General features: G+C 66.0%; 25 protein-coding genes. 16 read left to right on the top strand and 9 right to left on the bottom strand.

Annotation, left to right across the window (positions count from 1 at the left end):
• Window positions 1–77: 77 nt before the first annotated feature.
• On the bottom strand, window positions 78–818 hold the full coding sequence (locus AC1DW9_RS05060; RefSeq protein WP_441506726.1) for a GntR family transcriptional regulator: 741 nt from the start codon (window positions 816–818) through the stop codon (window positions 78–80).
• A 415-nt stretch (window positions 819–1,233) separates the two neighbouring features.
• Between AC1DW9_RS05060 and AC1DW9_RS05055 the strand changes: the two genes are divergently transcribed.
• From AC1DW9_RS05055 to AC1DW9_RS05030, 6 genes are all read left to right on the top strand, one after another.
• Window positions 1,234–2,520, top strand: a complete 1,287-nt coding sequence (locus AC1DW9_RS05055) for an ABC transporter substrate-binding protein (RefSeq protein ID WP_441506727.1) — start codon at window positions 1,234–1,236, stop codon at window positions 2,518–2,520.
• A 100-nt stretch (window positions 2,521–2,620) separates the two neighbouring features.
• Window positions 2,621–3,469: a carbohydrate ABC transporter permease gene (locus AC1DW9_RS05050; RefSeq protein ID WP_244523698.1), complete on the top strand. Its 849-nt coding sequence runs from the start codon at window positions 2,621–2,623 to the stop codon at window positions 3,467–3,469.
• Window positions 3,462–4,340: a carbohydrate ABC transporter permease gene (locus AC1DW9_RS05045; protein ID WP_441506728.1), complete on the top strand. Its 879-nt coding sequence runs from the start codon at window positions 3,462–3,464 to the stop codon at window positions 4,338–4,340. The genes AC1DW9_RS05050 and AC1DW9_RS05045 overlap by 8 nt, the downstream gene beginning before the upstream one ends.
• A gap of 11 nt (window positions 4,341–4,351) precedes the next feature.
• Window positions 4,352–5,392, top strand: coding sequence for a Gfo/Idh/MocA family protein (locus AC1DW9_RS05040; protein ID WP_441491155.1), 1,041 nt, complete (start codon window positions 4,352–4,354; stop codon window positions 5,390–5,392).
• Window positions 5,392–6,468 carry a Gfo/Idh/MocA family protein gene (locus AC1DW9_RS05035; protein ID WP_476776164.1) on the top strand — a complete coding sequence of 359 codons (1,077 nt, stop codon included), beginning with the start codon at window positions 5,392–5,394 and terminating at the stop codon, window positions 6,466–6,468. The genes AC1DW9_RS05040 and AC1DW9_RS05035 overlap by 1 nt, the downstream gene beginning before the upstream one ends.
• Window positions 6,469–6,546: 78 nt before the next feature.
• Window positions 6,547–7,623, top strand: coding sequence for an ABC transporter ATP-binding protein (locus tag AC1DW9_RS05030; protein WP_441491157.1), 1,077 nt, complete (start codon window positions 6,547–6,549; stop codon window positions 7,621–7,623).
• Between the two features lie 85 nt (window positions 7,624–7,708).
• Here the strand turns inward: AC1DW9_RS05030 and AC1DW9_RS05025 are convergent, their stop codons facing one another.
• Complete coding sequence (locus AC1DW9_RS05025) at window positions 7,709–9,307, bottom strand: MDR family MFS transporter (RefSeq protein WP_441506730.1); 1,599 nt, start codon at window positions 9,305–9,307, stop codon at window positions 7,709–7,711.
• An 86-nt stretch (window positions 9,308–9,393) separates the two neighbouring features.
• Window positions 9,394–10,578, bottom strand: a complete 1,185-nt coding sequence (locus AC1DW9_RS05020; protein ID WP_441491159.1) for an HlyD family secretion protein — start codon at window positions 10,576–10,578, stop codon at window positions 9,394–9,396.
• Between the two features lie 112 nt (window positions 10,579–10,690).
• Between AC1DW9_RS05020 and AC1DW9_RS05015 the strand changes: the two genes are divergently transcribed.
• Window positions 10,691–11,338, top strand: coding sequence for a TetR/AcrR family transcriptional regulator (locus AC1DW9_RS05015; protein ID WP_441506731.1), 648 nt, complete (start codon window positions 10,691–10,693; stop codon window positions 11,336–11,338).
• Between the two features lie 88 nt (window positions 11,339–11,426).
• On the opposite strand, the gene AC1DW9_RS05010 is transcribed toward AC1DW9_RS05015, so the two are convergent.
• Window positions 11,427–12,770, bottom strand: coding sequence for an aminotransferase-like domain-containing protein (locus AC1DW9_RS05010; protein WP_441506732.1), 1,344 nt, complete (start codon window positions 12,768–12,770; stop codon window positions 11,427–11,429).
• 181 nt (window positions 12,771–12,951) lie between these two features.
• Between AC1DW9_RS05010 and AC1DW9_RS05005 the strand changes: the two genes are divergently transcribed.
• Both AC1DW9_RS05005 and AC1DW9_RS05000 read left to right on the top strand, forming a co-directional pair.
• Window positions 12,952–13,221, top strand: a complete 270-nt coding sequence (locus AC1DW9_RS05005; RefSeq protein ID WP_441506733.1) for a DUF1127 domain-containing protein — start codon at window positions 12,952–12,954, stop codon at window positions 13,219–13,221.
• Between the two features lie 70 nt (window positions 13,222–13,291).
• Window positions 13,292–14,050 (top strand): sulfite exporter TauE/SafE family protein, encoded by a 759-nt coding sequence (locus tag AC1DW9_RS05000; protein ID WP_441491163.1) that lies wholly within the window; start codon window positions 13,292–13,294, stop codon window positions 14,048–14,050.
• Window positions 14,051–14,075: 25 nt separating this feature from the next.
• Here AC1DW9_RS05000 and AC1DW9_RS04995 read toward each other — a convergent pair whose 3' ends face one another.
• A complete protein-coding gene (locus AC1DW9_RS04995; protein ID WP_476776163.1) occupies window positions 14,076–16,076 on the bottom strand; it encodes a transcriptional regulator in 2,001 nt (666 codons plus the stop codon).
• 131 nt (window positions 16,077–16,207) lie between these two features.
• Here AC1DW9_RS04995 and AC1DW9_RS04990 point away from each other — a divergent pair, with 131 nt between their 5' ends.
• The 3 genes from AC1DW9_RS04990 (at window position 16,208) to AC1DW9_RS04980 (ending at window position 19,785) form a co-directional block, all read left to right on the top strand.
• Window positions 16,208–17,296 carry a PLP-dependent cysteine synthase family protein gene (locus AC1DW9_RS04990; RefSeq protein WP_441491165.1) on the top strand — a complete coding sequence of 363 codons (1,089 nt, stop codon included), beginning with the start codon at window positions 16,208–16,210 and terminating at the stop codon, window positions 17,294–17,296.
• Window positions 17,297–17,312: 16 nt separating this feature from the next.
• Window positions 17,313–18,812: a pyridoxal phosphate-dependent decarboxylase family protein gene (locus AC1DW9_RS04985; RefSeq protein ID WP_441506735.1), complete on the top strand. Its 1,500-nt coding sequence runs from the start codon at window positions 17,313–17,315 to the stop codon at window positions 18,810–18,812.
• Between the two features lie 127 nt (window positions 18,813–18,939).
• On the top strand, window positions 18,940–19,785 hold the full coding sequence (locus AC1DW9_RS04980) for a class I SAM-dependent methyltransferase (protein WP_441506736.1): 846 nt from the start codon (window positions 18,940–18,942) through the stop codon (window positions 19,783–19,785).
• 345 nt (window positions 19,786–20,130) lie between these two features.
• On the opposite strand, the gene msrA is transcribed toward AC1DW9_RS04980, so the two are convergent.
• Both msrA and AC1DW9_RS04970 read right to left on the bottom strand, forming a co-directional pair.
• Window positions 20,131–20,646: a peptide-methionine (S)-S-oxide reductase MsrA gene (gene msrA, locus AC1DW9_RS04975; RefSeq protein ID WP_441491168.1), complete on the bottom strand. Its 516-nt coding sequence runs from the start codon at window positions 20,644–20,646 to the stop codon at window positions 20,131–20,133.
• A 261-nt stretch (window positions 20,647–20,907) separates the two neighbouring features.
• Window positions 20,908–21,990, bottom strand: coding sequence for a cystathionine beta-lyase (locus AC1DW9_RS04970; protein WP_476776162.1), 1,083 nt, complete (start codon window positions 21,988–21,990; stop codon window positions 20,908–20,910).
• Window positions 21,991–22,179: 189 nt separating this feature from the next.
• Here AC1DW9_RS04970 and AC1DW9_RS04965 point away from each other — a divergent pair, with 189 nt between their 5' ends.
• Window positions 22,180–22,629 carry a hypothetical protein gene (locus tag AC1DW9_RS04965; RefSeq protein WP_441491170.1) on the top strand — a complete coding sequence of 150 codons (450 nt, stop codon included), beginning with the start codon at window positions 22,180–22,182 and terminating at the stop codon, window positions 22,627–22,629.
• A 181-nt stretch (window positions 22,630–22,810) separates the two neighbouring features.
• Here AC1DW9_RS04965 and AC1DW9_RS04960 read toward each other — a convergent pair whose 3' ends face one another.
• On the bottom strand, window positions 22,811–23,221 hold the full coding sequence (locus AC1DW9_RS04960; protein WP_441506738.1) for a YunG family protein: 411 nt from the start codon (window positions 23,219–23,221) through the stop codon (window positions 22,811–22,813).
• An 80-nt stretch (window positions 23,222–23,301) separates the two neighbouring features.
• Complete coding sequence (locus tag AC1DW9_RS04955; protein WP_441506739.1) at window positions 23,302–24,009, bottom strand: TetR family transcriptional regulator; 708 nt, start codon at window positions 24,007–24,009, stop codon at window positions 23,302–23,304.
• Window positions 24,010–24,097: 88 nt separating this feature from the next.
• Here AC1DW9_RS04955 and AC1DW9_RS04950 point away from each other — a divergent pair, with 88 nt between their 5' ends.
• Genes AC1DW9_RS04950 through AC1DW9_RS04940 form a run of 3 tightly spaced genes read left to right on the top strand, consistent with a single transcriptional unit; the run spans window position 24,098 to window position 26,908 of the window.
• The gene (locus AC1DW9_RS04950) at window positions 24,098–24,883 is read left to right on the top strand and encodes a cyclase family protein (protein ID WP_441491363.1); all 786 of its coding nucleotides are present in this window, start codon (window positions 24,098–24,100) and stop codon (window positions 24,881–24,883) included.
• Window positions 24,884–24,932: 49 nt separating this feature from the next.
• A complete protein-coding gene (gene kce, locus AC1DW9_RS04945) occupies window positions 24,933–25,859 on the top strand; it encodes a 3,5-dioxohexanoate:acetyl-CoA acetone transferase (RefSeq protein WP_441491173.1) in 927 nt (308 codons plus the stop codon).
• An 8-nt stretch (window positions 25,860–25,867) separates the two neighbouring features.
• Entirely contained in the window at window positions 25,868–26,908 is a 1,041-nt protein-coding gene (locus tag AC1DW9_RS04940; RefSeq protein ID WP_441506740.1) for an SMP-30/gluconolactonase/LRE family protein, read from the top strand.
• Window positions 26,909–26,933 lie beyond the last annotated feature (25 nt).

The following is a 26,933-nucleotide window of genomic DNA, read 5'->3' as shown; positions in this document are numbered from 1 at the left end:
TCCTCGTCAGTCTCTTGTTTTTTGAAACCCTCCGGATCACCGCGCCGGGCTTGATCGCCGGCTGCAATGACCGGCCGTCAGACGAAATAGTCGGGATGGGCGACGCGCAGCCGGGCCAGGTCGGGGATGACCACGTTGAGATGGGTCTGCATGGCCTCCCGCGCGGCCTCGACGTCATGCCGCGCGATGGCGTCGCGGATGACCTCGTGCTCGCCGATGACCTGGTGCATGCGGCCGGGGACCGGCAGGGTCAGCCGGCGCGCCCGGTTGATCTGGACCTTCACCTGGCGCAGCAGCTTCCAGATGCTGGGATAGCCGGCGATCAGCGCGATCGCCTCGTGGAAGGCTTCGTCCGCCGCGTGGAAGGCGTCCATGTCGCCGATCTCGGCCAGCATCCGCTGGTTCGCCAGCTTGGCGTCGAGCTGGGCGATGTCGGCGACGGTCGCGATCTCGGCCGTGCGCTTGATCGCCGTGTCTTCAAGGGCCAGCCGGATGACCTGCGCCTCGGGGATTGCGCTGAGCGGCACATGCGAGACGAAGGTGCCCGATTGCGGGAAGATGTCGACGAGTCCGTCCTCCGAGAGGCGGATCAGCGCCTCGCGCACCGGCGTCTTGCTGACCCCGAATTGCTGGGTCAGCGCCTTCTCCTGCAGGGGGGTCCCGGGGGCCAGGTGCATGTTGACGATGGCCTCGTAGAGCTCGTCGTAGATCACCGTCGCCGTGGTGACGCGTCGCTGCGGCGGACGAAGGCCGGACTTCGCCGACCGCCCCCGCGGGACGGGCCCCTCCGCCGTTTCATGCTCGCCCTGGCGTTCCATCGCTCTCGCCTGTTCGGCCTGTGCAGCACCGCTCAAGGCGGTTTTGACATACTAGTATCTTAGTGTATCAGTTTATCAAGGCTCAAAGGAAGGCGCTTGGTTGGAACGCCACAAAACCAGCTCGCTACCGCTCGAAGCGCATGCCCGTCCGCGCTCATCCGTCTGTTGGGCATGACGGGGCAGGGTTCGCTGCACTTGCGGGCTGGGATCGGGGCCGCGCTCGTGCAAGCATGGGCGGATACAGCTCGCCGCCTGACACCAGCTCCGACGACTGCAGACGCTTTGATGCCTGAAGTATCTTTGACGCCCGAAGTAGGTTTGACGTCCGAAGACTTCCGCGCGCACCGGCGCGCCAAGAACAATAAGTTCAAACAAAAACAAAATCTGGAAACGCACCAATCGAGGGAGAAAGTCGATGAGCGCCTATTCTGTTAGCCGTCGAGGGTTGCTTGGCGCCGGCGCCGGTATCGCTGCTGCTTCGCTGCTGGGCCTCAAGCCCGCAGCTGCGCAGCAAAAGGACATCAGGGTGTTCTGGTGGGGCTCGCAGGAGCGTGCCGACCGTACCAACCGGGCCGTCGATGCCTACAAGAAGGCGAATGCCGGCATCGAAGCCAAGACCGAGTTCGCCGGCTGGAGCGATTACTGGCCGCGCCTCGCCACACGGGTCGCCGGGCGCAATGCGCCGGATCTGCTCCAGATGGACTACCGGTACATGTTCGAATACGCCCGCCGCGGCGCGATCGTGCCGCTGGACCAGTACATGGGCAACGCGCTGAAGATCGAGGATTTCGGCAAGGCCAATCTCGAATCCTGCAGTGTCGACGGCAAGCTCTTCGGCATCAATCTCGGCGTGAACTCGTCCTGCGCCGTGTTCGATCCGGCTGCCTGGGAGGCGGCTGGCGTCGCGCCACTGGCGTTCGGCAACAGCTGGGACGAGTTCGTCAGCAAATGCGCGGCCTTCGCAAAGGGCAACAAGCGCAAGAAATTCTACGCCACCATGGATGCCAGCGGCCATGAGCCGGGCTTCGAGCTCTGGCTCGTGCAGAACGGCAAGGCGCTCTATGGCGAGGATGGAAAGCTCGCCTTCGACGAAAAGGACGCGGGCAACTGGTTCAAGCTCTGGGCCGAACTGCGCAAATCGGGCGGCTGCGTACCGCCGGATGTCCAGGCCCTCGACAAGTCGACGCTCGACACCTCGACCCTGACGCTCGGCTATGCCGCGACCGCGTTCCCGCATTCCAACCAATTCGTCGGCCTCCAGCAGCTCAACAAGGCCAAGCTCGACATCACCGCCTTCCCGGTCACGGCGGGCGGCAAGCCGGGGCAGTATCTGAAGCCGTCGCAGATGTGGTCGATCGCCTCGGATTCGAAGAACCCCGAGATCGCGGTCAAACTGGCGAACTTCACCGTGGCGGAGGCGGGCGGCGCAAAGATCCTGGGCGTCGAGCGCGGCGTGCCGGCATCCTCCGGAATGCGCGAACTCCTCGGACCGGACCTGGACGAGGTCAGCAAGAAGGTCGTCGATTATATCGGCAAGCTCGGCCCCTACACGGCCAAGCTGCCGCCATCTCCACCCAAGGGTGCCGGCGAAGTCGCCTTCGTCCTGGAGCGGGTCAGCCAGGAAGTCGCCTTCGGTGTCTCACCGGAAGAGGGCGGCAAGAAGTTCGTCACCGAGGCCGCATCGATCCTCAAGCGCGGGTGACGCGATGGTGTCCTTTACCGCAGGTGACGCGGTAGAAAGGCGCCCGGCGAAGCCCGGGCGTCTCAGCCGCTTCTTTTTCGCCGGCAACGGCGCGGGCTACATGTTCCTCGCGCCCTGGCTGATCGGCTTCCTCGGCCTGACCCTCGGCCCGGCGCTGGCCTCGCTCTACTTGTCCTTCACCGACTACGACCTGCTGCAGTCGCCCAAATTCGTCGGCATGGACAACTATGTCCGCATGGCCACGGGGGACGCGAAATTCGCGGCGGCGATGAAGGTGACCTTCATCTATGTCATCCTTTCCGTGCCGCTGAAGCTGATCTTCGCTCTGGCGCTGGCCATGGCATTCAACCGCGGCATCAAGGGCCTGCCATTCTACCGCGCGGTGTTCTATCTGCCGTCGCTGCTGGGCGGTTCGGTCGCGATCGCGGTGCTCTGGCGCCAGCTTTTCGCTGCCGACGGCCTGGTGAACTCGGTGCTCTCGGTCTTCGGCATCGACGGTCCGAGCTGGATCTCCAACCCGAACTACTCGCTCTACACGCTGGTCGTGCTCTCGGTCTGGCAGTTCGGCTCGCCGATGATCATCTTCCTCGCCGGCCTGCGCCAGATTCCGCAGGACATGTACGAGGCGGCGAATATGGACGGCGCCTCGAAGGCGCGGCAGTTCTTCAGGATCACCTTGCCGCTGCTGACGCCGGTGATCTTCTTCAACTTCGTCATCCAGACGATCGACGCGTTCAAGGCCTTCACGCCGTCATTCATCATCTCGGCCGGCACGGGTGGGCCGATCAACTCGACGCTGTTCTACACGCTCTACCTCTATCAGGAGGCCTTCGGCTTCTTCCGCATGGGCTATGCCTCGGCGCTCGCCTGGGTGCTGGTGCTGATCATCGCCGTCTTCACGACCTTCTCGTTCCTGTCGGCGCGCTACTGGGTGCACTATGATGAATGACGCCGCGCATGCCGCCCCGCCCGGCGATACGCCGGAGCGGTCCATCCTCCAATCCGTGCTGATCCACTCGCTGCTGATCGGCGTCTCGTTCCTGATGCTCTATCCGCTGCTCTGGATGGTATCGGGCTCGGTGCGTCCGGCCGACGACATGTTCGGCGGGCAGACCTCGCTGATCCCGTCGCAGGTGACGCTGCAGGCCTACAAGACCGGCTGGTTCGGCCTGCAGGTCAGCTTCGGCACGTTTTTCCTGAACTCGCTGGCCATTTCGGTGCTGGCGACGATCGGCAACGTCATGGCCGCCTCGGTCACGGCCTTTGCCTTCTCGCGGCTCGAGTTCTTCGGCAAGAACTTCTGGTTCGCGTTGATGCTGGGCACGCTGATGCTGCCCTATCACGTGACCCTGATCCCGCAATATGTCCTCTTCCTGAAGATGGACTGGGTGAACACCTGGCTGCCTCTGGTCGTTCCGAAATATTTCGCGGTCGACGCCTTCTTCATCTTTCTGATGGTCCAGTTCTTCCGTGGCCTGCCGCGTGAACTTGACGAGGCGGCGATGATGGATGGCTGCAGCGCCTGGCGGATCTACTGGAAGATCGTGCTGCCGCTCTCGCTGCCGGTTCTGGCAACCGCCGCGATCTTCTCCTTCATCTGGACCTGGGAGGATTTCTTCGGGCCGCTGATCTATCTCGGCGACATTCACAGCTACACCGTGCAGATCGGCCTGCGCTCGCTGATCGACTCGAGCGGCACCTCGGACTGGGGAGCGCTGTTTGCGATGTCGGTGCTGTCGCTGATCCCGATCTTCCTGATCTTCCTGTTCTTCCAGCGGTTGCTGATCGAAGGCATCGCCACCACCGGCATGAAGCGCTGAGGATGCCTGCGATGAGAGTGCTGAACTTCGCCGTGATCGGCATCAACCACGACCACATCCATGGTCAGATCGGCGCGCTCCGGCGCACCGGTGCCACCTGCGCCGGCTTCTACGCGGCCGAGGACGATCTCGCGGCCGCGTTCATGGCCAGGTACCCGGAGATCCCGCGTGTCACTGAGGCGGCCCGGCTCTATGAGGACCGGGCGATCGACCTGGTCGTGAGCGCTGCTGTTCCCGCCGACCGCGCCGCGATCGCGATCACCGCGATGCGCCACGGCAAGGACGTGATGCTGGACAAGCCGGGGGTGACCAGTCTGGCCCAGCTGCATGAGGTCAAGGCGGTGCAGGCCGAGACCAGGCGGATCGTCTCGATCATGTATTCTGAGCATTTCGAGGTGGCGGCGACGGTGAGGGCCGGCGAGCTGGTGGCGGCAGGCGCGATCGGCGAGGTCGTCAACCTGATCGGCATGGGCCCGCACCGGCTGCGCAAGCCCGAGCGCCCGGGCTGGTTCTTCGAGCGCGAGCGCTATGGCGGCATCCTGACCGACATCGCCTCGCATCAATGCGAGCAGTTCCTGTTCTTCGCCGCAGCCGACGACGCCGAGATCCTCTCCGCCTCGGTCGGCAACCGCGCCAATGCCGACCGGCCTGGCCTGCAGGATGTCGGCGACATGCACCTGCGCACGCAAAATGGCGTCACCGGCTATATCCGCGTCGACTGGTTCACGCCCGACGGGCTGCCGACCTGGGGCGATGGCAGGCTGACCATCATCGGCACGCAGGGCACGATCGAGCTGCGCAAGTATGTCGACATCGCCGGCCGTCCGGGCAAGGACCATCTTTTCCTCGTCGACCGCAGCGGCATGCAGCATATCGACTGCTCGGCTGTGGAGCTGCCCTATGGCCGCCAGCTCGTAGCCGACGTCTTGGACCGGACCGAGACGGCGATGCCGCAGGCGCGCTGCTTCAAGGCGATGGAGATCGCCCTCAAGGCTCAGCACCTTGCCGAGACCGGCAGGCTGCCGAGCGCATCGTCCCAAGAGGCTGCCTGATGAGTGAAGTGAAATCCGTCGCGGTGGTCGGCTGCAATATCGGCCGCTCGCATATCCTCGAAGGCTATGCGCCACGGCCCGAGCGCTGGCGCCTTGCCGCGGTCTGCGACCTCAATCAGGAGCGGCTCGACAAGGTCGCCGACGAGTTCTCAGTCGAAAGCCGTACGCAGCATTTCGACGAGCTGCTCGGCCGCGACGATATCGACGTCATCGATATCGCGACCCCGCCGGCGACCCATCTCGAGCTCGTTACGAGGGCGCTCGCCGCCGGCAAGCATGTCGTCTGCGAAAAGCCGCTGGTCGGTTCGCTCTTCGACGCCGACCGCCTGCTTACGGCGGAGGCGCAGAGCGGGCGCATCCTGATGCCGGTCTTCCAGTACCGCTATGGCGACGGGGTGCAGAAGGCCAAGCGCATCATCGATTCCGGCATCGCCGGCACACCCTATCTCGGCACGGTCGAGACCCATTGGAAGCGCACGGCCGCCTATTACGACGTGCCATGGCGCGGTAAATGGGAGACCGAGCTCGGCGGCGTGCTGATGACCCACGCCATCCATATCCACGACATGCTGACCTATCTTATGGGGCCGGTGGCGAAGCTGTTCGCCCGCGCCGTGACGCGGGTCAACGCGATCGAGGTCGAGGATTGCGTCGCCGCCTCGCTGGAGATGCAGAGCGGCGCCCTGGTCGCGGCCAGCGCGACGCTGGGCGCGCAAAACGAGATCAGCCGCTTCCGGCTCTGCTTCGAGAACGTGACCTTCGAGAGCGGCGGCGGCTGCTATTCGCCCGGCGACGATCCCTGGACGGTCCTGCCGGCGAATGACGCCGTGGCGGCCCGGATCGAGGGGCTGCTGGCCGACTACCAGCCGGTCGGACGGCGCTTCCTCGGCCAGATGGATGCGTTCCACGAGGCCTTGAACGGGCGGGCGCCGGTTCCGGTGACGATCGCCGATGCGCGCCGGGCGCTGGAACTGGCGACGGCCTTCTACCAGTCGGCGCAGACCGGCGCGGATGTCTCACTGCCGATCGGGCCGGATCACCCGAAATACACGAGCTGGCGCCCGAACGGGCACTGAACCGGGACAAGAACACCAGGACCGATCGCTGTCACACGGCCGGAACGGCGGGGCGATCGGCAAGATGGGGAGGACGAGATGGCGACGAGCATCAAGCTCAACAAGGTGGTGAAGCGCTACGGCGCAGTCGAGGTCATCCACGGCATCGACCTTGCGATCGATCCGGGCGAGTTCGTCGTCTTCGTCGGTCCCTCGGGATGCGGCAAGTCGACCTTGCTGCGGATGATCGCCGGGCTGGAGAAGATCACCGGCGGCGACCTCCTGATCGACGGTGAGCGCATGAACGATGTCCCGGCCTCGCAGCGCGGCATCGCCATGGTGTTCCAGTCCTATGCGCTCTACCCGCACATGACCGTCTACAAGAACCTGGCCTTTGGCCTGGAGACGGCCGGCTACAGGAAGGCCGAGATCGACGAGCGCGTGCAGCGTGTCGCCAGGATCCTGAAGATCGAGAGCTATCTGCAGCGCCGTCCCCGCGCCCTGTCCGGCGGCCAGCGCCAGCGCGTCGCCATCGGCCGGGCGATCGTGCGCGAGCCCAAGATCTTCCTGTTCGACGAGCCGCTTTCCAATCTCGACGCCGAGCTGCGCGTGCAGATGCGTGTCGAGATCGCCAAGCTGCACCAGGACCTCGGCAACACGATGATCTACGTCACCCATGACCAGGTCGAGGCCATGACCATGGCCGACAAGATCGTGGTGCTGCGCGACGGCATCGTGATGCAGGCCGGCGCGCCGCTCGAACTCTATAACCGGCCGGCCAACCAGTTCGTCGCCGGTTTCATCGGCTCGCCGAAGATGAACTTCCTGGCGGCGCGCGCCAGCGCTGCGGCCAACATGATCGAGGTCGCCGGCCGCAATGTCTCCCTCGATGCGGCTTTGGCCGTGCGCCAGGACGAGCCGCTGACCTTCGGCGTCCGCCCCGAGCATATCGCGGTCGGCGGCGAGGCGGGCGAAGTGCTCGGAGAGGTCAAGGTCCAGCTCGTCGAGCATCTCGGCGGCGGGACCGTGCTTTACGCCACCACGGCGGGAGGCGAGAATCTGACGATCTCGGCCGCCGGGCAATTGCGGGTCCGGCACGGCGAGAACGTGCCGCTGCGCATCGACCCGTCGATCTGCCACGTCTTCGACAGCCAGGGCATGGCACTGCGCAGCTGAGCGAGGCGGCCGAGCCCGAGCTTCACACGCGCCGAGGACGAGAGGGAGATGGGCGTCGGCATCCACTGCTTCGGGGCAGGGCGTTTCAATGCGCGGCCGCTGCACCGCCGCCTTGGCCCTTCCTGGCGAACAGGACCACGATCGCGGCGAGGACCAGGATGATGCCGATGACGGCGAAGGTGTCGCTGAAGCCGAGCACCAGGGCCTGGCGCTTGACCGTCTTGCCGAGCGCGATGATCGCCTGCTGCTGCGCCGCCGCATGGTCGGAGATGCCATGCGCCATGAAGTAGTTCGTCATCTGGTCGAGGCGGGTGCGGACCTCCTCGCGGAAGGGCGTGACCGCCTGGCCGATAATGTTGGAGTGGAACTGCTCGCGTTTGGTGATGATCGTGCCGAGCACCGCGGTGCCGACCGCGCCACCGAGATTGCGCAGCATGTTGAACAAGCCCGACGCATTGGCGGCGTCCTTCGGCTGGATGCTCATCATCGCGATCGCCGTCAGCGGCGTGATCACCATGGACTGGCCGACGGCGCGCACGACATTGGGCCAGAACAGCTGGTCGCCGGAATAGTCGAGCGACATGTGGATGTTCATGAAGCAGGAGGCCGCAAACAGCGAGATGCCGACGAAGGTGATGTAGCGCACGTCGAAACGCTTCATCAGCATCGGGACGAGCGGGATCAGCAGGAGCTGCGGCAGGCCGGTCCAGGCCAGCACCTTGCCGATCTGCTCGGCATTATAGCCCTGCACCTGGCCGAGATATTGCGGCAGCACATAGACCGAGCCGAACAGGCCGAAGCCGACGAGGACATTGGCGATCGTGCCGACGGTGAAATTGCGGTTCTTCAGCAAGGAGAGGTCGACGAGGGGCTTCTTCACCCGGAGCTCGATCCAGATGAAGGCCGCCAGGAACACGACCGCGATCGCGGTGAGGCGGATGATGAAACTCGACTGGAACCAGTCCTCCTTGTTGCCTTCCTCGAGCAGGGTCTGCAGCGCCGACAGGCCGATCGCCATCGTGGCGATGCCCGCCCAGTCGCCTTCGCGCAATAGCCCGAGCTGCATGGGCTGGTTTTCCAGCGTGAAGGCGAGGGCGAACACCATCGCGATGCTCGGGATGGTGTTGATGAAGAAGATGGTCTGCCAGCCGTAATTCTCGGTCAGGTAGCCGCCGATGGTCGGGCCGATGGCGGGCGCGAAGGTCACGGCCAGCGCGAACATCGCCAGGCCCATCGGCTGCTGCGACTTCGGCAGGCGCGTCACCACCATGGTGAAGGCCATGGGGATCAGGACGCCGCCGGCAAAACCCTGCAGTCCGCGCAGCGCGATCATCTGGCCAAGTGTGGTGGCGAAGGCGCAGGCCATGGAGAACAGCGCGAAGGCGACCGTGCTCCAGATCATGTAGCGCTTGAACGAGAACACCCGGCTGAGAAAGCTCGTCAGCGGGATGACGATGATCTCGCCGATCAGATAGGAGGTCGAGATCCAGGCGCCGTTGTCGACGCCGGTCCCGATGCCGCCCTCGATGTCGAGCAGCGAGGCATTGGTGATCTGTATGTTGAGGATCGCCATGAAGGCGCCGATCGCGCCGGCGATGATCGCGATCCAGGTGGAGAGGCTGGCCTTGTCCTGCGCGGGAAGAGCCTGCGGGGGGAGGGCGGCAGTCGGCGTTTGGTTCGGCATGACCCAGCTCCTTGCAAGCCAGGCGCGCGTCCCGGAAGCATGCTCCGCAAGACCGGGGCGCGGCCTTGCGACATGCTCAGGATCGGCTAGCGCGCGTCTGCCACGACATCGGCGTTCGAGACCTTGGTGTTGATCGTCGGCACGACCGACATGCCCGGGCGCAGATCACCCGCCAGGCCATGGCCGGCGTCGAGCACGATCTTAACCGGAACGCGCTGGACGACCTTGGTGAAGTTGCCGGTCGCGTTGTCCGGGGGCAGCAGGGCGAATTCCTGGCCGCTGGCCGGCGCGATGCTGTCGACATGGCCCTCGACCTTGACGCCCGGGAACATGTCGACCTCGACCTCGACCGCCTGGCCGGGCTTCACCCCGGTGAGCTGCGTCTCCTTGAAGTTCGCGACGATATAGGTGCCGGCGAGCGGCACGACCGCCATGAGCTGCGTGCCGGCCTGCACGTACTGGCCGATGCGCAGCGTGCGGTTGCCGACGACGCCGTCGACCGGGGCGGTGATCTCGGCATAGGACAGGTTGAGTTCGGCCTGGCGCTGCACGGCCTCGTCACGCGCGACGGTCGCCCGTGCCTGGGCGAGATCGGCCTTGATCAGGTCTACCTGCTTCTGCGCTGCGGCGAGCGCTGCCGTGTCGCGGTCGGTTGCGGCGCGGGCAGCCGCGATCTTGGCAACGGCGGCCTGCGCGTTCTGCACCGAGCCGTAGCCGGTCCTGGCCAGGTTCGTGTAGCGGTCATTGTCCTGCTCGGCGAAGGTCTGGTTGGCCTTGTCGACCTCGACGGTCGCCCGGGCGGTGTCGATCAGCGATTGCTGGGCGTCGAGCTGGGCCTGCTTGCTGGCGACGGCGGCGTGGGCAGCCGCGACCTCGGCCTTGGCCTGGTCCAGCGCGACGCGGAGGTCGCGGTCGTCGATCCGGGCGAGGACCTGGCCGGCCTTCACCGGCTCGTTGTCGCGCACCAGCACCGCTCCGATATAGCCCGAGATCTTGGGGGCGATCGTGGTGCTGTCCGCCTTGACATAGGCGTCGTCGGTCGAGACCTCGAAACGGCCGGTTGTCCAGTAATCATGGCCCCAGAAACCGGCGCCAAGCAGTGCGGCCAGCGCGACGCCAGCAAGCGCCGCCTGGCGCAGCCTGCGCTTCGGCTGAACGGGGGCTGCGGGGGAGGCAGCCGCTTCGGCCAGCTTCTCCGCGACGATCCCCGGCACTGCCTCGTTGGCGGGGATGGCGCGTTCGGCGGAAATCCGATCCTGATGGGTGCTCATCGCTTCATCTCCTGCAGGGTTGGGCGATCAGCCGTTCCTGCAATATGGAAACTTGATGTTTTCTAAAATAGTATCTATCTTTCCTGTGTCAACGATAATTTGGAAAACCGTCATGGTACAAATTCACGAAACAGTGAAACGCTGCCGCGGACGGCCACAGACCCGGCCCGACGACGAGACGATGCGCCTGATCGTCGAGGCTGCGGACCGTGAGTTCCAGTCGAACGGCTATGCCGGCACGAATATCAAGGCGGTGGCCGACCGGGCCGGCGTCTCGACCAAGACGCTCTACAAGCTCGTGCCGACCAAGGCCGGGCTCTTCGAGGCGACGATCCGTCTTCGCATCAGCCGCTTCCTGCTCGATCTGGACGACGAGGTCGGCGAGGAGCTCGACCCGCGCGAGGCGCTGGAACGCATCCTGTTCGCCTTCGGCGTGCTGACGCTGAGCGCCGAGACGATCGCCATCAACCGGCTCGTCATCGGCGAATGCGGGCGCTTCCCCGAGGTCGCGCGCGCGTTCTACCAACTGGCGATCGTGCCGGTGAACGGCGTCATCGAGGCCTGGCTGACGCAGCAGAAGGACAAGGGCACGCTTCGCATCGACGATGTCCATATCGCGTCGGGCATGCTGCGCGGCATGATGATCATGGAGCCGCAGCGCACCGCGATGATGGGGCAGCGCGCCGCACCGCATCGCGACGAGATCGCACTTCGCGCCCGGCAATGCGCCGAGGTGTTCTATAACGGCTGCAGGATGTGAGGCGCCGAGATCTGACGGAGAGGGGGGCTTGGCCGGGCCTGCCCGCCGGTCCCTGGACACGGAGTGCGTATGAGCGGCCGCGCGTCGCTCATTCCGTCGAGTCGAAGTCGTCCTCCCCGCCATTCAGCATCGCGGCCAGTGTGCGCAGGCCGGTATCGAGCTGATCCATCGTCGGGGAGGCCAGCGCCAGCCTGACGGCGTTGGGCGCATGGCCGGGGCTGACGGCGAAGGTCGAGGACGGCGTCAACGCGATGTCGCGCCTGGCTGCCGCCGCGACGAAGGCCTGCGAGCGCCAATGCGCCGGCAAGGTCAGCCAGAGATGATAGCATTTTCCGTTGGTCCGGATGTCGAAGCCGGAGAGACGGTCGGCCGCCAATCTCTGGCGCGCCCGCGCGTCGAGGCGCTTCAGTCTCGCAAGCGCGGCAACGGTGCCGTCGCCCAGCATCCGCTGCGCCGCCGCAAACGCAAATCCCGAGGCGGTCCAGCCGCCCGCGCGCACCGAGGCCGCCACGCTTTCCCGCAGGCGCGGGGGCGACGCGATGAAGCCAAGCGTCAGGCCGGGCGCGACCTTCTTGGAGAGGCTGTCGATGACGATGCAGGACGCGGGCGCCAACGCGGCAAGCGGTGGCTGATCGTCGAGGAAGCCGTAGACATTGTCCTCGATGACCGGAAGCGCGAGTTCCTCGACAACGCGCAGGAGATCGGCTCTGCGCGCCGCATTCATCGTCACGCCCAGCGGATTCTGGACCGCTGGCTGAACATAGATGGCCGAGAGCTGAGCCTCGCGATGCGCCCTTTGCACCGCGTCGGGCCGCAGGCCGTCTTCGTCCATCGCCAGCGGCACCAGCGAAATCCCGAGCCGGGCGGCGATGCTCTTGATGAAAGGGTAGGTCAAGGCCTCCACGCCGCAGCGACCGCCCGCTGGAACGACCGCAGCGAGCGCTGCGGCAAGGCTCTGGCGGCCATTGCCGGTGAACACGAGCTGTTCGGGCGAGGGGGACCATGCGCCCTGCGACAGATACGCGGCCGCGACGCCTCTCACGGCCGGCGTCCCGATGCTGGTCGCCTGTCGCAACGCGGCATCCAGCGCGGCAGGATTGTCCAGGCCGCCCAGGCTCTTGGCGATCATCACGGTCTGGTCGGGAAGGATCGGGTAATTGAACTCGAGGTCGATCCGGCTGCCATGCGGCTCGCCTGGCGCCGCCACGCCACGCCTGGCATCGCCTGAGATGAAGGTGCCCCTGCCGACTTCGCCGACGACGAGGCCGCGGCGCAACAGCTCGGCATAGACGCGGCTCGCCGTCGAGACGGCGATCGCGCGGTCATAGGCGAAGCTGCGCTGCGGCGGCAGGCGGTCGCCCGGCTTGAGCGTGCCGTCGGCGATCTCCGCGGCGATCGCGTCGGCGAGCTTCAGATAATCGGATTTCGACATTATTGCACCGAGGTCAATGTTTCGATTGCTCGGAGCATTATGTCGGATCATTTTGTCCGCATCAACGTGATTGAACCGGGAGCCGCGACGTCTTCGGGACTCAAAGCAGCAGGTGGCCCGCTCGGCGAGCGCTTGCGGCTGTGGTGTCGCCTTGCCCGGATCGAGCATTGGGAGACAGGACATGTCTGCAATTCCTTCAATCTCACCTTCCGTGACGCCCATTCCTGCAACCTTCGCCCGGCCTGCGGTCGCAGGGACGCCCGGCGCACCGTTCCGGCTGCTCGGCGCCTGTTACCGCTGGATCGCGGGCTATTTCGTCCGCCGCGACGCGATTGCATGGCTTCGCGAATGTGATGACGCGGCATTGCGGGATATCGGCCTGGCGCGGAGCGAGATCGAAGGCGCGGTCCGCGGCCTCGTCAGCCCTTCCGGTGGAGCGAGGAGGGGATGATGGCCTCCTCGGCCGCGATGGGCCCTTGCGCAGGCGGAGACCGGCACGCGTCCTCCATGGAGGCCGCCACATGGACCTGACCTGGGCCACGATCCTGGTCGCCTTTGCCGGCGTCTTTCTGATTGGCTTCATGCGGGGAGCTTTTGGCGGCGGCTTCGCCATCATCGGCATTCCGCTGTTGTCCCTCGTGATGGACCCGGTCACTGCCGGCGGGCTGCTCGCGCCCCTGTTCATCGCGATGGATCTCTATGCGCTGCGCTACTTCAAGCCCTCGACCTGGTCGAAGCCGGATCTCGTGCTGCTCCTGCCGGGGCTCGTGATCGGCATCGGGGCGGGCTTTCTGCTGTTCCGCTCTCTCGACCACCGGACTGTCACGCTCGCGATGGGGGTGATCACCCTGATCTTCGTCGGCCTCTGGCTTGTCGGAGGCGCTGAGGTGACGATCCGGCCGCGTTCGACGCCGAAGGCGATCACGGCTGGTCTCGCCTCGGGTGTCACGACCATGGTCGCCCATTCCGGCGGGCCGCCGCTGGCGATGTATCTGCTGCCGCTCGGCCTCGGCAAGGAGATCTATGCGGGCACCACGAGCCTGTTCTTCACGGTCGGCAACGCGACCAAGCTGGTGCCGTGGCTGCTGCTGGTGAAGCCGAGCGCCCATGTCTGGACCTTGATGGCGCTTTGCCTGCTCGCCATTCCCATGGGCGTCGGGCTGGGCTGGCGGCTGCACGGCGCGCTCGACCAGCGCCAGATCTATCGCGCCTGCTACGCGCTTCTTGTCGTGACGGCGCTGAAATTGCTGTGGGACGGCATTTCCGGATTTTGGGGCTGAGCGCGACTGTCTGCACCTCGCGCTTTCACGGGGCCAGGCCGATGGCTGCCGCAGCCTTGCGGTAGCGCATCTGGGTATCCGCTTCGAACCTGAACGTAGTCAGGAAATCGTCGAGCCGGTAACCCGGGTTGAGGGCATGGATGCGTGCGACGTGGGTGCGCGCCTCCTCGATACGGCCGGCAAGCGCGAGGCAATGCGCGGCGATGGCCAGGATGTGCACATGCGCATTGGGGCGCGCGGCCGCCTTCACGCCCCAATGCGCCGCCTCCGCGAAGGCGCCCAGCCTGACCAGCGCCATCGCACGCGTGCCCAGAATGCCAAACAGCAAGGGATCATGCGGGCTCAGCAGACGGGAGTGGTCGGACGCCGCGATCGCGGTCTCGGGATCCCCCGCCTGGCAGTGGACGAAGGCGAGAGCGTAATGCCCGAGCGCGAAATTCGGGCTGAGCGCCACGGACCGTTCCAGCGCGCCGATGGCTTCGGCTTGATCGCCGACGAGCCACATGGCTCGTCCCATCGACCAATGGGCGGCGGGATTCTGCTCGTCGATCAACAGGCTCTGTTCGGCGGTTTCGATGGCCCGTCGGACTTCGTCATTCCGTTCGCCCCAGCGCTGGAAGGCCCTTTGCCAATGCGTGAAGGACAGGCCGGCCTGGGCGCGCGAAAAGGTCGGGTCGAGCTGCGCCGAGCGGCGGAAGAACGCCGCGGCCTGCTCATTTTCCGCGGCGGTGAAGCGGTACATGTGCCAGAGCCCGCGATGATAGGCTTCCCACGCGTCGAGCGACTCCGGAGGTCTCAGGATCGCGCGATTGCGCTCCGCGGTCTCGATTTCGGAAGCGATCGCCGAAACGATGCCGTTGCCGATCTCGTCGAGCACGGCGAGCCGATCGAGCGAAGAGGCCTCGAACCGGTCCGTCCAGACGATATGCGCACTCGCCGCCTCGACGACTTCGATGACGGCGGTGGTGGCGCTCTCGTGCCGCTCCAGCAGCCCGGTGACGACATAGCGGACGCCCAGCCGCTCGCCGATCTCGCGATATCCCAGCTGCTCCGGCGCAATCGCGAAGACCGAGCCGCGCGCGATGACGAAGAGCCCACGCAGACGCGCCAGGCGACTGATCACGTCATGTGTCAGAGCGTTGCCGAGATCGCTGGGGCCGATGCCGTCCGGGCTCACTTCCTGAAGCGGCATGATCGCAACGGAAATCCGGTGCTGCGCCGAAGGCTCTGTCGTCTCATGGCCGGCGGCCTCGGCGGCGGCGGCGGACGCGGGCGTCGTCCTCAACTCCCTCCAGGCGGCTGCGATGGGGGCGAAATCGATGCCGTCGGCCGCGAAACTCCTGGCGGTCCTCTCGAGGTGCCGGGTGCAGTCGTCGATCAGGCGCCGATCGTAGAGTTCGGCCAGGAACCGGGCGTGCGCGCCGATATCGAACGGCGAAAGCTCGATCCATCTGCGGGCCGCGGCCCAGCCTGCTGGCGTTCCCCTCGCTGTCCTGCGCGCCGTCTCGGCCACCAATGCGATTTCGCACGAGCGGAACTCGCTCCGGCGGCTCGCCACCCAGTGTTCGAACTCGATGCTCTGGGCGAGCTCGGTGCCTTCCAGGAATTCTTGCTCCGCCGCGGCAGTGAGCGACTGCAGCTCCGTGTCGCCAAGCCGCCCGAAGCCGGCTTCGGCAGCCGCAAGCAGGCGCAGGACATCGACATCGCAGCCCGCGAGATCGAGCGCGATGCCGTCATCGCAGGCTAAGACGCGACGATGAGCGGGGTCGTCGAGCAGCGCTCGCAGCTTGCTGAGGCACCATCTCAGCTCGCCGCGCGGATCGTCGGGGACCTGCCATAACAGGCTGCAGAGGCGCTCGCGGGGAACCGGACGCGAAGCCAGCGCGAGATAGGCAAGCAGCGCCCGCACCTTGCGCGAGGGCGGAAGCGTCTCGGCCGCACCGGCGCGCAGGAGCTTCAGCGGACCGAGGAGCCGGAGCTCGAGCCCGGGCCTTGAAAAATCGGCATCGGAACCCTGCGATTCCATGCGCACTCCAACGGTGGCTCCCACGCGGAGTACCCCACCGCCATCCTAGCATCCCCTGACTATCCGCACAGCCGGAAGCTGCGGCGGCCGGGATGGCCACCGCCGGAAGTCAGTCATGAAGGAGGGAAACCATGCCTTCGATGGACATTTCGAGGACGACGCAAGGTCGGGGCCGCCTGTTCGAAACCGTGCTCGACACGATTGGCGACACCCCGGCCATCCGCATCAACAATCTCGGCGTCGATCACGCCACGATCTATGTGAAGGCCGAATTCTTCAATCCGGCCGCCTCGGTCAAGGACAGGCTGGCGGTGGCCGTCATCGAGGAGGCCGAGCGCAGCGGCGCCTTGCGGCCCGGGCAGACGGTCGTCGAGGCGACCAGCGGCAATACCGGCATCGGCCTCGCCATGGTCTGTGCGCAGAAGGGCTATCCGCTCGTCGTCACCATGGCGGATAGTTTTTCGGTCGAACGTCGGCTGCTGATGCGGATGCTCGGCGCGAAGGTCGTGCTGACGCCGCGGGCGCAAAAGGGGTTCGGCATGTATCTGAAGGCCGTCGAACTGGCCGAGAAGAATGGCTGGTTCCTTGCCCGGCAGTTCGAGACCAAGGCCAATGCCGCCATCCACGAGGCCACCACGGGCCGCGAGATCGTCGGCGATTTCGCCGGCTCGCGCCTCGACTATTTCGTCACCGGCTATGGCACCGGCGGTACGGTGGTCGGCGTCTCGCGCGTGCTCAGGCGGGAGCGTCCGGAGACGAAGATCATACTGAGCGAGCCGGCGAATGCGCAGCTGATCGGCAGCGGCCAGAGCCAGCAGCGTGGTGCGGGAGGCGCGCCATCGGTCAGCCATCCCGCCTTCGAGCCGCATCCGATCCAAGGCTGGACGCCGGATTTCATCCCCGACGTGCTGCAGGAGGCGATCGACGAGCATTACTATGACGACGTGGTTCCGATTGCCGGACCGCAGGCGATCGAGTGGGCCCGGCTGCTGGCGCAGAAGGAAGGGATCTTCACCGGGATCTCGGGGGGAGCGAGTTTTGGCGTCGCCCGGGAGGTCGCTGCTACGGCGCCGGCGGGCTCCGTCATCCTGTGCATGCTGCCCGACACCGGCGAGCGCTACCTCTCGACCCCGATGTTCGACGCGATCCAGCCCGGGATGGATGCGGAGGAGCTGGCATTGTCGCAATCGACGCCCGGTTTCCAGATCGCGGCCGAATAGCGCTGAGGAGACAGCCATGGACGCGCGCGTGTTCCCATCGATGCAGACGGATCCCGACGGATATGGCGGGGAGGAAACGCTCGATCCGCAGGATTGGGACGCGGTTGCCGAACTGTCGCATCGCGTCGTCGACGACGCGGTCCGCCATCTCAGGGATCTGCGCGAACGGCCGGTCTGGCGGCCGATGCCGGGGGATGTCGAGGCGCTGTTCCGCGCCCCCGTGCCCGATCAGCCCATGCCGATCGAGCAGGTCTACGGCCTGGTGCACGACAGCGTGCTGGCCTATCCGATGGGCAATATCCATCCCCGCTTCTGGTCGTGGTTCATGGGGGCGGGCAATTTCTCCGGTGCGCTCGGCGACTTCATCGCCGCCGTTCAGGGCTCGAATCTGGGCGGCGGGAGCCATGCCGCTGCCCGGCTCGACCAGCAGGTCGTCGGCTGGCTGCGCGATATGGTCGGCCTGCCGTCTTCGGCCAGCGGCACTCTTGTCAGCGGCGGCTCGGTGGCGAACCTGATCGGGCTGACCGTCGCGCGCAACACGGCGGCGGGGATCGATCTGCGCGAGCACGGGGTCGCCGCGCTGGATCTGCCGTTGCGCTATTATGCCTCCGATCAGGTCCATTCCTGCCACCGCAAGGCCGTCGAGGCGCTGGGGCTCGGCAACAAGGCCTTGCGCCGGATTCCGACCGGCCCCAGCTGCCGGATCAACCTGGATGCGCTGCAGGCCGCGATCGCGCAGGACCGGGCCGAGGGCTTTCATCCCGCCTGCATCATCGGCACGGCCGGCACCGTCAATTCCGGGGCTGTCGACGATCTGGCGGCGCTCGCCGACATCGCGGCCGATGAAAACATCTGGTTCCATGTCGACGGCTGCATCGGCGCCCTGCTGACGATCGCACCGAAGAACGCCTGGCGGGTGAGGGGCATCGAGCGCGCCGATTCCGTGGCGCTCGATCCGCACAAATGGCTCCACGCTCCGTTCGAGGTCGGCTGCGCCCTGATCCGTGACCGGGGAAGCCACAGAAACAGCTTTGCCGTCTCCCCGGAATATCTGCAGACCACTGCGCGGGGCATCGCGTCTGGGGACTGGCTATACGAATACGGGCTGCAGACGACGCGCGGTTTCAGCGCCCTCAAGGTCTGGATGGCGCTGATGGAGCACGGCGTTGCGAAATTCGGCCGCCTGATCGACCAGAACCTCGCGCAGGCCGCCTATCTCGCCGAGTTGATCCGGTCGCAGCCGGCCCTGGAGCTGGTTGCCCAGCCGGAGATCAATATCGTCTGCTTTCGTGTCGCTCCGGAGGGCCGTGACGAGGAGCGCGTCAAGCAGATCAATGTCGAGATCATGCTTCGCCTCCAGGAGACCGGCATTGCTGCCCTGTCCGACACGACGCTCCGGGGGCGGCACTGCCTGCGCGTGGCGATCTGCAATCACAGGACGAGGCTGGAGGATCTGGACCAGCTCGTCACCGCCGTGCTGGCCCTTCGAACGGGCATGGCAGAGCAGGCAGCCTGAGGCGCTGAGGTCAACGTCTCGCCCCCGCGAGCACCGTTGCACGGCGAAACGGGTTGAAACCTGCCGCAGTCGGTCCATGCTGGTCTCAGTTTTCGGGTCGGAAGTGCATCACGGAAGGAAAACGTGCATGTCCACGAACCTCGATCAGATCCGCGACCAGCAGCGCGACACCTGGGATCGTTTTTCCGCCGGCTGGAAGACATGGGATCGCCTGGTCCTGAGTTGGCTTGCTCCCTTCGGTGCGGCGATGATCAGACAGGCCGATCTCCATGACGATTCCCATGTCCTGGATGTGGCTGCCGGCACCGGCGAGCCGGGGCTCACGGCGGCGGCGTTGGTCCCGCGTGGTCGCGTGACCGTGACCGACCTCTCGCAAGCCATGCTGGCGGTGGCGGCAGAGAACGCTGCGCGTCGCGGCCTGCGGAATTTCGACACCAGACCGTGCGATGCCGGTGCATTGCCCTTCGACGATGCGAGCTTCGACGCCGTACTCTGCCGCTTTGGCTTCATGTTCTTCCCCGACATCGATGCGGCAGTGCGCGAGTTCGCACGCGTGGCAAAGCCGAACGCTCGCATTTGCGCCGCCGTGTGGGGCGCCCCGGAGAAGAATCCCTGGGCAACGACCATCATGGGCACGATTGCGCGCGATGTTGAGATGCCGCCGCCGCCACCGGGTTCGCCAGGCCTGTTTCGCTGCGCGCCGGAGGGCCTGATGCGTTCCGCCTTTGCCGCAGCGGGCTTGCACGACATCACCGAAGAGGAGGTGTCGGCCGAGATGGTTCACGAGACGCCGGAGCAATACTGGCAGTTCATGAACGACATCGCCGCCCCGGTCGTTGCCGGGCTCGCCAAGGCCGATGCTGAGACGGCGGAGCGGATCCGCAGCGAAGTCCTCGACCTGGCGCGCCAGTCCATCCGGGACGGCAAACTGGGCCTGATGTCGACTGCAAGGGTGATCGTCGGCTCGCGCTAGGACCCGGCGCGTGCGTTCACGACCAAGGCATCGGCGCGTGGCTGTCATTGGGGCGGGTCTGCGCCGGGGCGCGTGCGGACCGTCGCTATCGTCCCGACCAGGACCAGGACGCCGGGAACGGGCCCGAAGCGAACGCCATTCCCGGGCTGCCGAGGAGAGGGATCGTGATCAGGCCGGGCGCGAAGGCGTCTCTGCGGCCGGCCAAAGCCGACGGCCTGGTCCTGCACTCGGCCCCGGCATGGTCATCGACACGGCCTCAGGCAGTGCCAGGCTCTGGAACTGATCCGCCAACCCGCCGAAGGGCTCGTCGCGCCGAGCCCTTCTCCATGCCCCTGCCTGCGATCGTCAGGCGGCGTGGCTGCGGCGCGGCAGCTTCCAGTCCGGGCGGGCGAAATGGCAGGTGTACCCCCCGGGCTGGCGCTCGAGATAATCCTGGTGTTCCGGCTCGGCCTCCCAGAAGTCGGAGACCGGCACCAGTTCGGTGACGACTTTTCCCGGCCACAGGCCCGAGGCATCGACATCGGCGATCGTCTCCTCCGCCACTTTCCTTTGCTCTTCGGACCCGTAGAGGATCATCGAGCGATAGCTCAGGCCGATGTCGTTGCCCTGCCGGTTCTTCGTGGTCGGGTCGTGAATCTGGAAGAAGAATTCGAGCATATCCCTGAAACTCGTCTTCTCCGGGTCGAAGACGATCTCGATCGCCTCGGCGTGGGTGCCATGATTGCGATAGGTCGCATTCGGCACGTCGCCGCCGGAATAGCCGACCCGTGTGGAGATGACGCCCGGGCGACGCCGGATCAGATCCTGCATGCCCCAAAAGCAGCCACCGGCCAGCACGGCCCGTTCAGTTGCGCCAGTCATTGCTCTTCTCCTTCTTCAGCCGATCGCGTGCGAAACAGTGCCTCGTCTGGCAAGTAATCGCCAAGAGGGGCGATCGCCAGAGGGGGATCGCCATGGCTTTGTCGCCAGAGATGACGTGCACGGAGGCCGTGTGGATGGCCGTGCGCGTCCAGGTAAGACAAATTCACGTCACGCTACGCGACCTGCTTCAGGGCCTGCTCCAGGTCGGCGATGAGGTCGGCGGGCTCCTCCAGGCCGACATTCAGCCGGACGATCCGGCCATCATAGCCGCGCTGCGTTCCGCGGCAACGGCGGGTAGGCCATCGCCAGGCTATGCGTGCCGCCCCAGCTGAAGCCCAGCCGGAACAGGCGCAGCGCCTCGACGAAATCTGTGACGCGCTGCGTATCCCAGCCCGGCTCGAACACCACCGAGAACACGCTCGCCGAGCCGGTGAAATCGCGCCGCCAGATCTCGTGCCCCGGACAGTCCGGCAGGGCCGGGTGGAGCACGAGCGCGACCTCGGGGCGCGCCTTGAGCCAGTGGGCGACCTCCAGCGTCGTCTTTTCCAGGCGGTCGAGGCGAACAGCCAGCGTCTCCAGCCCGCGCAGGGCAAGCGCGCAATCGTCCGGCGACACCGCCATGCCGAGCAGGCGGTGTGTCGCGCCGATCCGCTCCTGCGCCTCCGCCGTCCCGACCGAGACGGTGCCGAGCAGGATGTCGCTATGGCCGCCGACATATTTGGTCAGCGCCTGCATGCTGACATCGACCCCAAGCGCGAAGGCATCGAACAACACGCCCGCCGCATAGGTGTTGTCGAGCGCGACAGGTACGCCCGCCGCATGCGCTGTGGCGACGATGGCCGGCACGTCCTGCACCTCCATGGTGATCGTGCCGGGGCTCTCGCACCAGATCAGCCGCGTGTTTCGCCGGATCAGCGCAGCGATGCCGGAGCCGATCAGCGGATCATAGGTCTCGACCGTGATGCCGAGCCCGGCCAGCAGCTCATCGGCGAGTTCGCGGTTGGGCCCATAGGCGGTCTCGGGCAGGAGGGCGTGATCGCCCGCACGGCAGAAGGCGAGATAGATCAGCGCGATCGCCGCCTGGCCGCCCGGCACGACGAAGCCCGCGCGCGCGCCTTCGAGGTCGGCGATGCGCAGCGCGAGTTCCCGCGTCGTCGGCGTACCGTAGAGGCCGTAGGAGTAGCCTTCGCCCCGCCAGTCGTCGCGAGCCTCGGCGACGCGCTCGAACAGCACGGTCGGGCCGCGATGAATGGCGGGGACGAGGGCGCGAAAATCCTGCGATGCGGCGACCCGGGGGTGCACGAGCCTGGTCCGCCAATGCCGGGTGGGGTGTTCGTCGGTCATTGCGTCTCACCGAATCGCCGGGGCCGACAGCCCCCTGAACCAGCAAGGGTGGAGGCCGCTCCCCGCCGCTGTCAAAGGGGACGGGGCGATCGCTAGGGGGCTCCGACACAACTTATCGCTGCATCGGGATCGAAATCGCCCTTCGCGCGTTAAACCTCTGCGCCACCAAGCGAGCGCGAGGAGTAGACGATGACGACGATGAGGCAGACAGCCGTTTCTTTCGCGGCCCTTCTGATGCTGGCATCACCCGCCTTGGCGCAGTCGCCGCCGCTCGGGCCTTCGACCGGCACTGTTCGCATCGAGCAGGTTTCCGCCGGTTTCATCGCCTCGGGCGAGGCGGGCGGCGGCACCTTGCGCTTTCAGGGCCGCTCCTATCCGATCTCGGTCGGCGGCCTTGGCATCGGCTCCATCGGCGCATCGCGCACGGTCGCAACCGGGACGGTCTACGGGCTGCGCAAAGTGTCTGATTTCGCCGGCGCTTATGTCCAGCTGAAGGAAGGCTGGGCGGTTGGCAGGCAGGGCGGCGGCAATGTCTATCTGCGCAACGACAAGGGCGTGACCCTGCGATTGGCGACGCGCCGGCAAGGGCTTCAGCTTTCGCTCGGCGCAGATGGCGTGCTGATCGGCTTCAAGCAGTAGAAGACCATCCGGCAACCAGTTCACCGGACCGGATCTCGCATCCGGTCCGACCCTTGCGTAGCAAGGGAGGCAGTTTCCGTCCAAAAGAAGAGGGATCAGGAATCCATCTGATCTCGGCTGCTCACGACGCGTCCGACTGGCTCGCCCGGACATTCCCCCTTGTGTCTGCGCCATGCGCCGGTCAGCGGGCTGATGTTTTAAGATAGTCTTCGACCCGGCTCAGCAACAGCGCGCAGCGTTGGAGCGTTGCTTCCGTGTCTCCAAGGTTCTCGCGGTCGAGCACCGCGAACTCCCTGATCATCGATCCCGGCGGGAATTGCTGCCAGCTGAGGTCAATGTGATACCAATCCTCGCCGACCGGCAGGCCGTTCCAGAAATGGGTTTCGTCACTTTCGCCCGTCCACACCATTCCCTTGATGATTTCCGTTTGCGGGTAATAGTGCTGCACGACCCGTGAGGTTGGGTAACACTGACCAAGGGCGGGATTGCCGGGCTTCACAGCCGCCTTGTACGAGGTTCGTCCGTCCCAGGACGCCTCCAAAGCCTCGCGAAGGCGCAACATTCGGTCCTGGAGCTTGGTCTGGTTCGGCATGGCGACTCCCATGGGTTCCGGCATCGGATCCTGCTGAGGTTCAAGCTCGCTCCGATGGATCTTGCGTCGCACGCGACCAGTCACGCTCTCAGTCCCGATGGCGCCTTACCCTCGCGCAACGCGGCTTCGTCACTCGCAACGGGAAGCGCGCGGAACAGGGCCGCGATCATGTGGACGAAGAAATCGCACATGCGCGGATCGCCCGATTGCGCACGGCCCTCGGAGAGCCGTTCGACCCGGCGGTCGGCGACATGCATCAGGAGCGCTCCGAGCGCATATTCATAGCCCCAGACCATCGTCTCCCGTGATCGGCCGGGCAGGGCCTGCATCATCGCATCGATCAGACTATGGGCCAGGCGGTCGTAGACGCGTTCGATGATCGCGCTCGCCTCCGGTCCCGGATCCCAGGCGGTGCGGGCCACGAGCAGCGAGAATGCGTCTGCGCCGGCTTCCCGCAGGCGAATGACCGGCTCGGCCCAGGCCCGGACCAGATCCTCGACCGCATGGGGATTGGTGCCGGAGATATCGACCGCGGCAATCCTGTCGATGCGCTCGGTGACGTAGCCGCTGCGATGCGCGAAGACCGCGGAGAACAGGTCCTCCTTGCGCCCAAAGTGATAGCCGACAAGGGCAAGCGGCACCTTGGCCGCGCCCGCGATGTCGCGGACCGAAACGCCGGAATAGCCACGTTCGGCGAACAGGGCCTCGGCCGCGCTGAGGATCGCGAGCCGCCGATCTTGCGCCGCCTCGGCCTTCCGCGAACGTTTTGCCTCGACCGGTCCGGTCATGCCGCCCCCTCCATCAGCACTCCTCGTCGATGATCTTGTACGATCGTCCAAGATATCCTATCCCATTCCCGACGCCGGCAAGCCCGGCATGCGGCTGGCGGCGATGAACCTGATCGATCTGTCCATTCCCCTGGAAAACGACGTCCCGGCCGATCCGCCCTTCCAGAAGGTCAGGATCGACTACCGCCATCACGGTGAGACGGCGACGGAAATCGCCGCTGCCTTTCCGGGTCTGCGCCCCGAACAGCTTCCGGACGGCCAGGGCTGGGCGGTCGAGCAGGTCAATATCTCGACCCATAACGGCACCCATGTCGATGCCCCCTGGCATTATCATCCCACGATGGATGGCGGCGTGCGTGCCGCGACGATCGATGAATTGCCGCTCGACTGGTTCATCAGGCCGGGCGTGAAGCTCGATTTCCGCGATATGCCGGACGGGCATGTCGTGACACCCGACGAAATCGACGCCGAGCTCCGGCGCATCGGCCATCGCCTGCAGCCCTTCGAGATCGTCGTCGCCAACACCCGCGCCGGCCAGCGCTATGGCGAGTCCGACTATATCCATTCCGGCTGCGGTTTTGGGCGGGCGGCCACGCTGCATCTCGTCCGGCAGGGCATCCGCGTCGTCGGCACCGATGGCTGGAGCTGGGATGCCCCGTTCAGCCATACCGCGCGCCGCTTCGCCGAGACCGGGGACGCCTCGCTGATCTGGGAAGGCCACAAGGCCGGCCGGGAGGCGGGCTATTGCCAGATCGAGAAGCTGCACAATCTGGAAGCGCTGCCGCCGACGGGGTTCACCATCTCCTGCCTGCCGGTGAAGGTGAAGGGCGGCTCGGCCGGCTGGACCCGGGCTGTCGCCATTCTGAACGCATGACATCGCAGGCATAGGTCGAAACACAACGGCCGATCCCGGGGAGGGGCATATGGGCAAGGTCATCATCACCTGTGCGGTCACGGGCGGCATTCATACGCCGACCATGTCCGAGCACCTGCCGATCACGCCGGGCGAGATCGCCCAGCAGGCGATCGAGGCGGCGGAGGCCGGCGCCGCCATCCTGCATCTGCATGCGCGCGATCCCAGGGATGGGCGGCCGACGCCCAATCCGGCCGTGTTCATGGAGTTCCTGCCGCGGATCAAGCAGGCGACCGATGCGGTGATCAACATCACCACGGGCGGCGGTCTCAACATGACCGTCGAGGAGCGTCTTGCCGCGCCGCTTCAGGCCGCGCCCGAGATGTGCTCGCTCAACATGGGCTCGATGAACTTCGCGCTGCATCCGCTCGCCAAGCGCTACAGCAACTGGAAGCATGGCTGGGAAGAGCCCTATCTCTCCGGCACGAAGGATTTCATCTTCCGCAACACCTTTGCCGATATCGAGCGGATCTATAAGCTGCTCGGCGAGGGGCACGGCACCAAGTTCGAGCATGAATGCTACGATGTGGGCCATCTCTACAACCTCGCCCATTGCCTCGATCAGGGCTGGTTCAAGCCTCCGGTCTTCCTGCAGCTGATCTTTGGGATTCTCGGCGGCATCGGCGCCGACATGGACAATCTGATGTTCATGAAGCGCACGGCCGACAAGCTGTTCGGCAAGGACTATCAGTGGTCCGTCCTGGCCGCGGGCCGCCACCAGATGCCGTTCTGCACGCAGGCTGCGATGATGGGCGGCAATGTCCGCGTCGGCCTCGAGGACAGCCTGTTCATCGGCCGCGGGCAGCTCGCCCGCAGCAATGCCGAGCAGGTCGCCAAGATCCGGCGCATTGTCGAGGAACTCGGAATGGAGATCGCGACGCCGGCGGAAGCACGCGCCACGCTCGGGCTGAAGGGCGGCGACCAGGTGAACTTCTGAGGCGCGCCATGGCGGGGACACCCAATCCGATCGACGGCTTCACGGTCGATCCAGCGGCGATCAGCTATGTCGGCGAGTGCCTGCAGCGCCCGGAATGCATCCTGGCCGAGCCGGACGGCACGCTCTGGTCAGCCGATGCGCGCGGCGGTGTCGTGCGCATCGTCCCGAACGGGCGCCAGCGGCTGATCGTGCAGCAGGCGAGCCGCGGCTTTGCCGAGGCCGGAAACGACGAGGACCGCTTCGTCGCCGGCACCTTGCCGAACGGGCTGGCCTTTGCCCGCAATGGCGACATCCTGATCTCGAATTTCGGGACCGACCGGCTCGAGATCATGACCCGGGACGGGCAGACGCGCGTCCTGATCGACAACATCGACGGCGAGCCGATCGGCAAGGTCAATTTCGTGCTGCGCGACAGCCGGGACCGGATCTGGTTGACGATCTCGACCCGGACGAAGAACTGGATGAAGGCGATGAGCCCCGCGATCCGGGACGGCTATGTCGCGCTCTATGATGGCGGGCGCCTGCGCGTCGTCGCCGACGGCTTCCATTTCACCAACGAGATCAGGCTCGATGCCGCCGAGGAGTGGCTCTATGTCGTCGAGACCTGCGGCCGCCGCGTGACGCGGCTGCGTGTCGGCGGGGATGGCAGCCTTTCGCAGCGAGAGACATTCGGCCCCAGCGATCATGGCGCCTTCATCGACGGCATCGCCTTCGACGCCCACGGCAATCTCTGGGGCACCCATGTCATGACCGACCGCATTTTTGCGATCACGCCCGACGGCGACCTGCGCATCCTGCTCGACGATGATCGCGGCAGCGCGGCGGGCAGGGCGCTGATGGCGGCCTTCGCCCGCGACGAGGCGACGCCCGAGCTGATGCTCGCCTGTGGCGGCAGCATCGCCCCCTGGTTCGCCAGCATCACCTTTGGCGGTCCCGATCTGCGCACCGCCTATATCGGCAGCCTGAGGGGCACGCGCATTCCGACATTCCGGTCACCTGTTGCCGGATTGCCGCTGGCTCATTGGCACGGGAACGATCGACCCGCCTGACGGTCGACGGATTGGGAGGATTTGG

The organism is Allobosea sp. P4_E12, from assembly GCF_056401655.1.
Note: the sequence above shows the minus strand (reverse complement) of the source record. Positions and strands in the feature narration are given on the sequence as shown.

What these genes read in the sequence shown, in the direction of transcription:
- AC1DW9_RS04980 (WP_441506736.1), top strand. Translation starts at nt 18,940, where the DNA reads ATGTCCACGAACCTCGATCAGATCCGCGACCAGCAGCGCGACACCTGG.
- AC1DW9_RS05025 (WP_441506730.1), bottom strand. Translation starts at nt 9,307, where the DNA reads ATGCCGAACCAAACGCCGACTGCCGCCCTCCCCCCGCAGGCTCTTCCC.
- AC1DW9_RS05050 (WP_244523698.1), top strand. Translation starts at nt 2,621, where the DNA reads ATGTTCCTCGCGCCCTGGCTGATCGGCTTCCTCGGCCTGACCCTCGGC.
- AC1DW9_RS05030 (WP_441491157.1), top strand. Translation starts at nt 6,547, where the DNA reads ATGGCGACGAGCATCAAGCTCAACAAGGTGGTGAAGCGCTACGGCGCA.
- AC1DW9_RS04995 (WP_476776163.1), bottom strand. Translation starts at nt 16,076, where the DNA reads ATGGAATCGCAGGGTTCCGATGCCGATTTTTCAAGGCCCGGGCTCGAG.
- AC1DW9_RS04990 (WP_441491165.1), top strand. Translation starts at nt 16,208, where the DNA reads ATGCCTTCGATGGACATTTCGAGGACGACGCAAGGTCGGGGCCGCCTG.
- AC1DW9_RS05035 (WP_476776164.1), top strand. Translation starts at nt 5,392, where the DNA reads ATGAGTGAAGTGAAATCCGTCGCGGTGGTCGGCTGCAATATCGGCCGC.
- AC1DW9_RS04955 (WP_441506739.1), bottom strand. Translation starts at nt 24,009, where the DNA reads ATGACCGGACCGGTCGAGGCAAAACGTTCGCGGAAGGCCGAGGCGGCG.
- AC1DW9_RS04965 (WP_441491170.1), top strand. Translation starts at nt 22,180, where the DNA reads ATGACGACGATGAGGCAGACAGCCGTTTCTTTCGCGGCCCTTCTGATG.
- AC1DW9_RS04960 (WP_441506738.1), bottom strand. Translation starts at nt 23,221, where the DNA reads ATGCCGAACCAGACCAAGCTCCAGGACCGAATGTTGCGCCTTCGCGAG.
- AC1DW9_RS04950 (WP_441491363.1), top strand. Translation starts at nt 24,098, where the DNA reads ATGCGGCTGGCGGCGATGAACCTGATCGATCTGTCCATTCCCCTGGAA.
- msrA (WP_441491168.1), bottom strand. Translation starts at nt 20,646, where the DNA reads ATGACTGGCGCAACTGAACGGGCCGTGCTGGCCGGTGGCTGCTTTTGG.
- AC1DW9_RS04940 (WP_441506740.1), top strand. Translation starts at nt 25,868, where the DNA reads ATGGCGGGGACACCCAATCCGATCGACGGCTTCACGGTCGATCCAGCG.
- AC1DW9_RS05000 (WP_441491163.1), top strand. Translation starts at nt 13,292, where the DNA reads ATGGACCTGACCTGGGCCACGATCCTGGTCGCCTTTGCCGGCGTCTTT.
- AC1DW9_RS05040 (WP_441491155.1), top strand. Translation starts at nt 4,352, where the DNA reads ATGAGAGTGCTGAACTTCGCCGTGATCGGCATCAACCACGACCACATC.
- kce (WP_441491173.1), top strand. Translation starts at nt 24,933, where the DNA reads ATGGGCAAGGTCATCATCACCTGTGCGGTCACGGGCGGCATTCATACG.
- AC1DW9_RS05015 (WP_441506731.1), top strand. Translation starts at nt 10,691, where the DNA reads ATGGTACAAATTCACGAAACAGTGAAACGCTGCCGCGGACGGCCACAG.
- AC1DW9_RS05005 (WP_441506733.1), top strand. Translation starts at nt 12,952, where the DNA reads ATGTCTGCAATTCCTTCAATCTCACCTTCCGTGACGCCCATTCCTGCA.
- AC1DW9_RS04970 (WP_476776162.1), bottom strand. Translation starts at nt 21,990, where the DNA reads ATGACCGACGAACACCCCACCCGGCATTGGCGGACCAGGCTCGTGCAC.
- AC1DW9_RS05045 (WP_441506728.1), top strand. Translation starts at nt 3,462, where the DNA reads ATGAATGACGCCGCGCATGCCGCCCCGCCCGGCGATACGCCGGAGCGG.
- AC1DW9_RS05010 (WP_441506732.1), bottom strand. Translation starts at nt 12,770, where the DNA reads ATGTCGAAATCCGATTATCTGAAGCTCGCCGACGCGATCGCCGCGGAG.
- AC1DW9_RS04985 (WP_441506735.1), top strand. Translation starts at nt 17,313, where the DNA reads ATGGACGCGCGCGTGTTCCCATCGATGCAGACGGATCCCGACGGATAT.
- AC1DW9_RS05060 (WP_441506726.1), bottom strand. Translation starts at nt 818, where the DNA reads ATGGAACGCCAGGGCGAGCATGAAACGGCGGAGGGGCCCGTCCCGCGG.
- AC1DW9_RS05020 (WP_441491159.1), bottom strand. Translation starts at nt 10,578, where the DNA reads ATGAGCACCCATCAGGATCGGATTTCCGCCGAACGCGCCATCCCCGCC.
- AC1DW9_RS05055 (WP_441506727.1), top strand. Translation starts at nt 1,234, where the DNA reads ATGAGCGCCTATTCTGTTAGCCGTCGAGGGTTGCTTGGCGCCGGCGCC.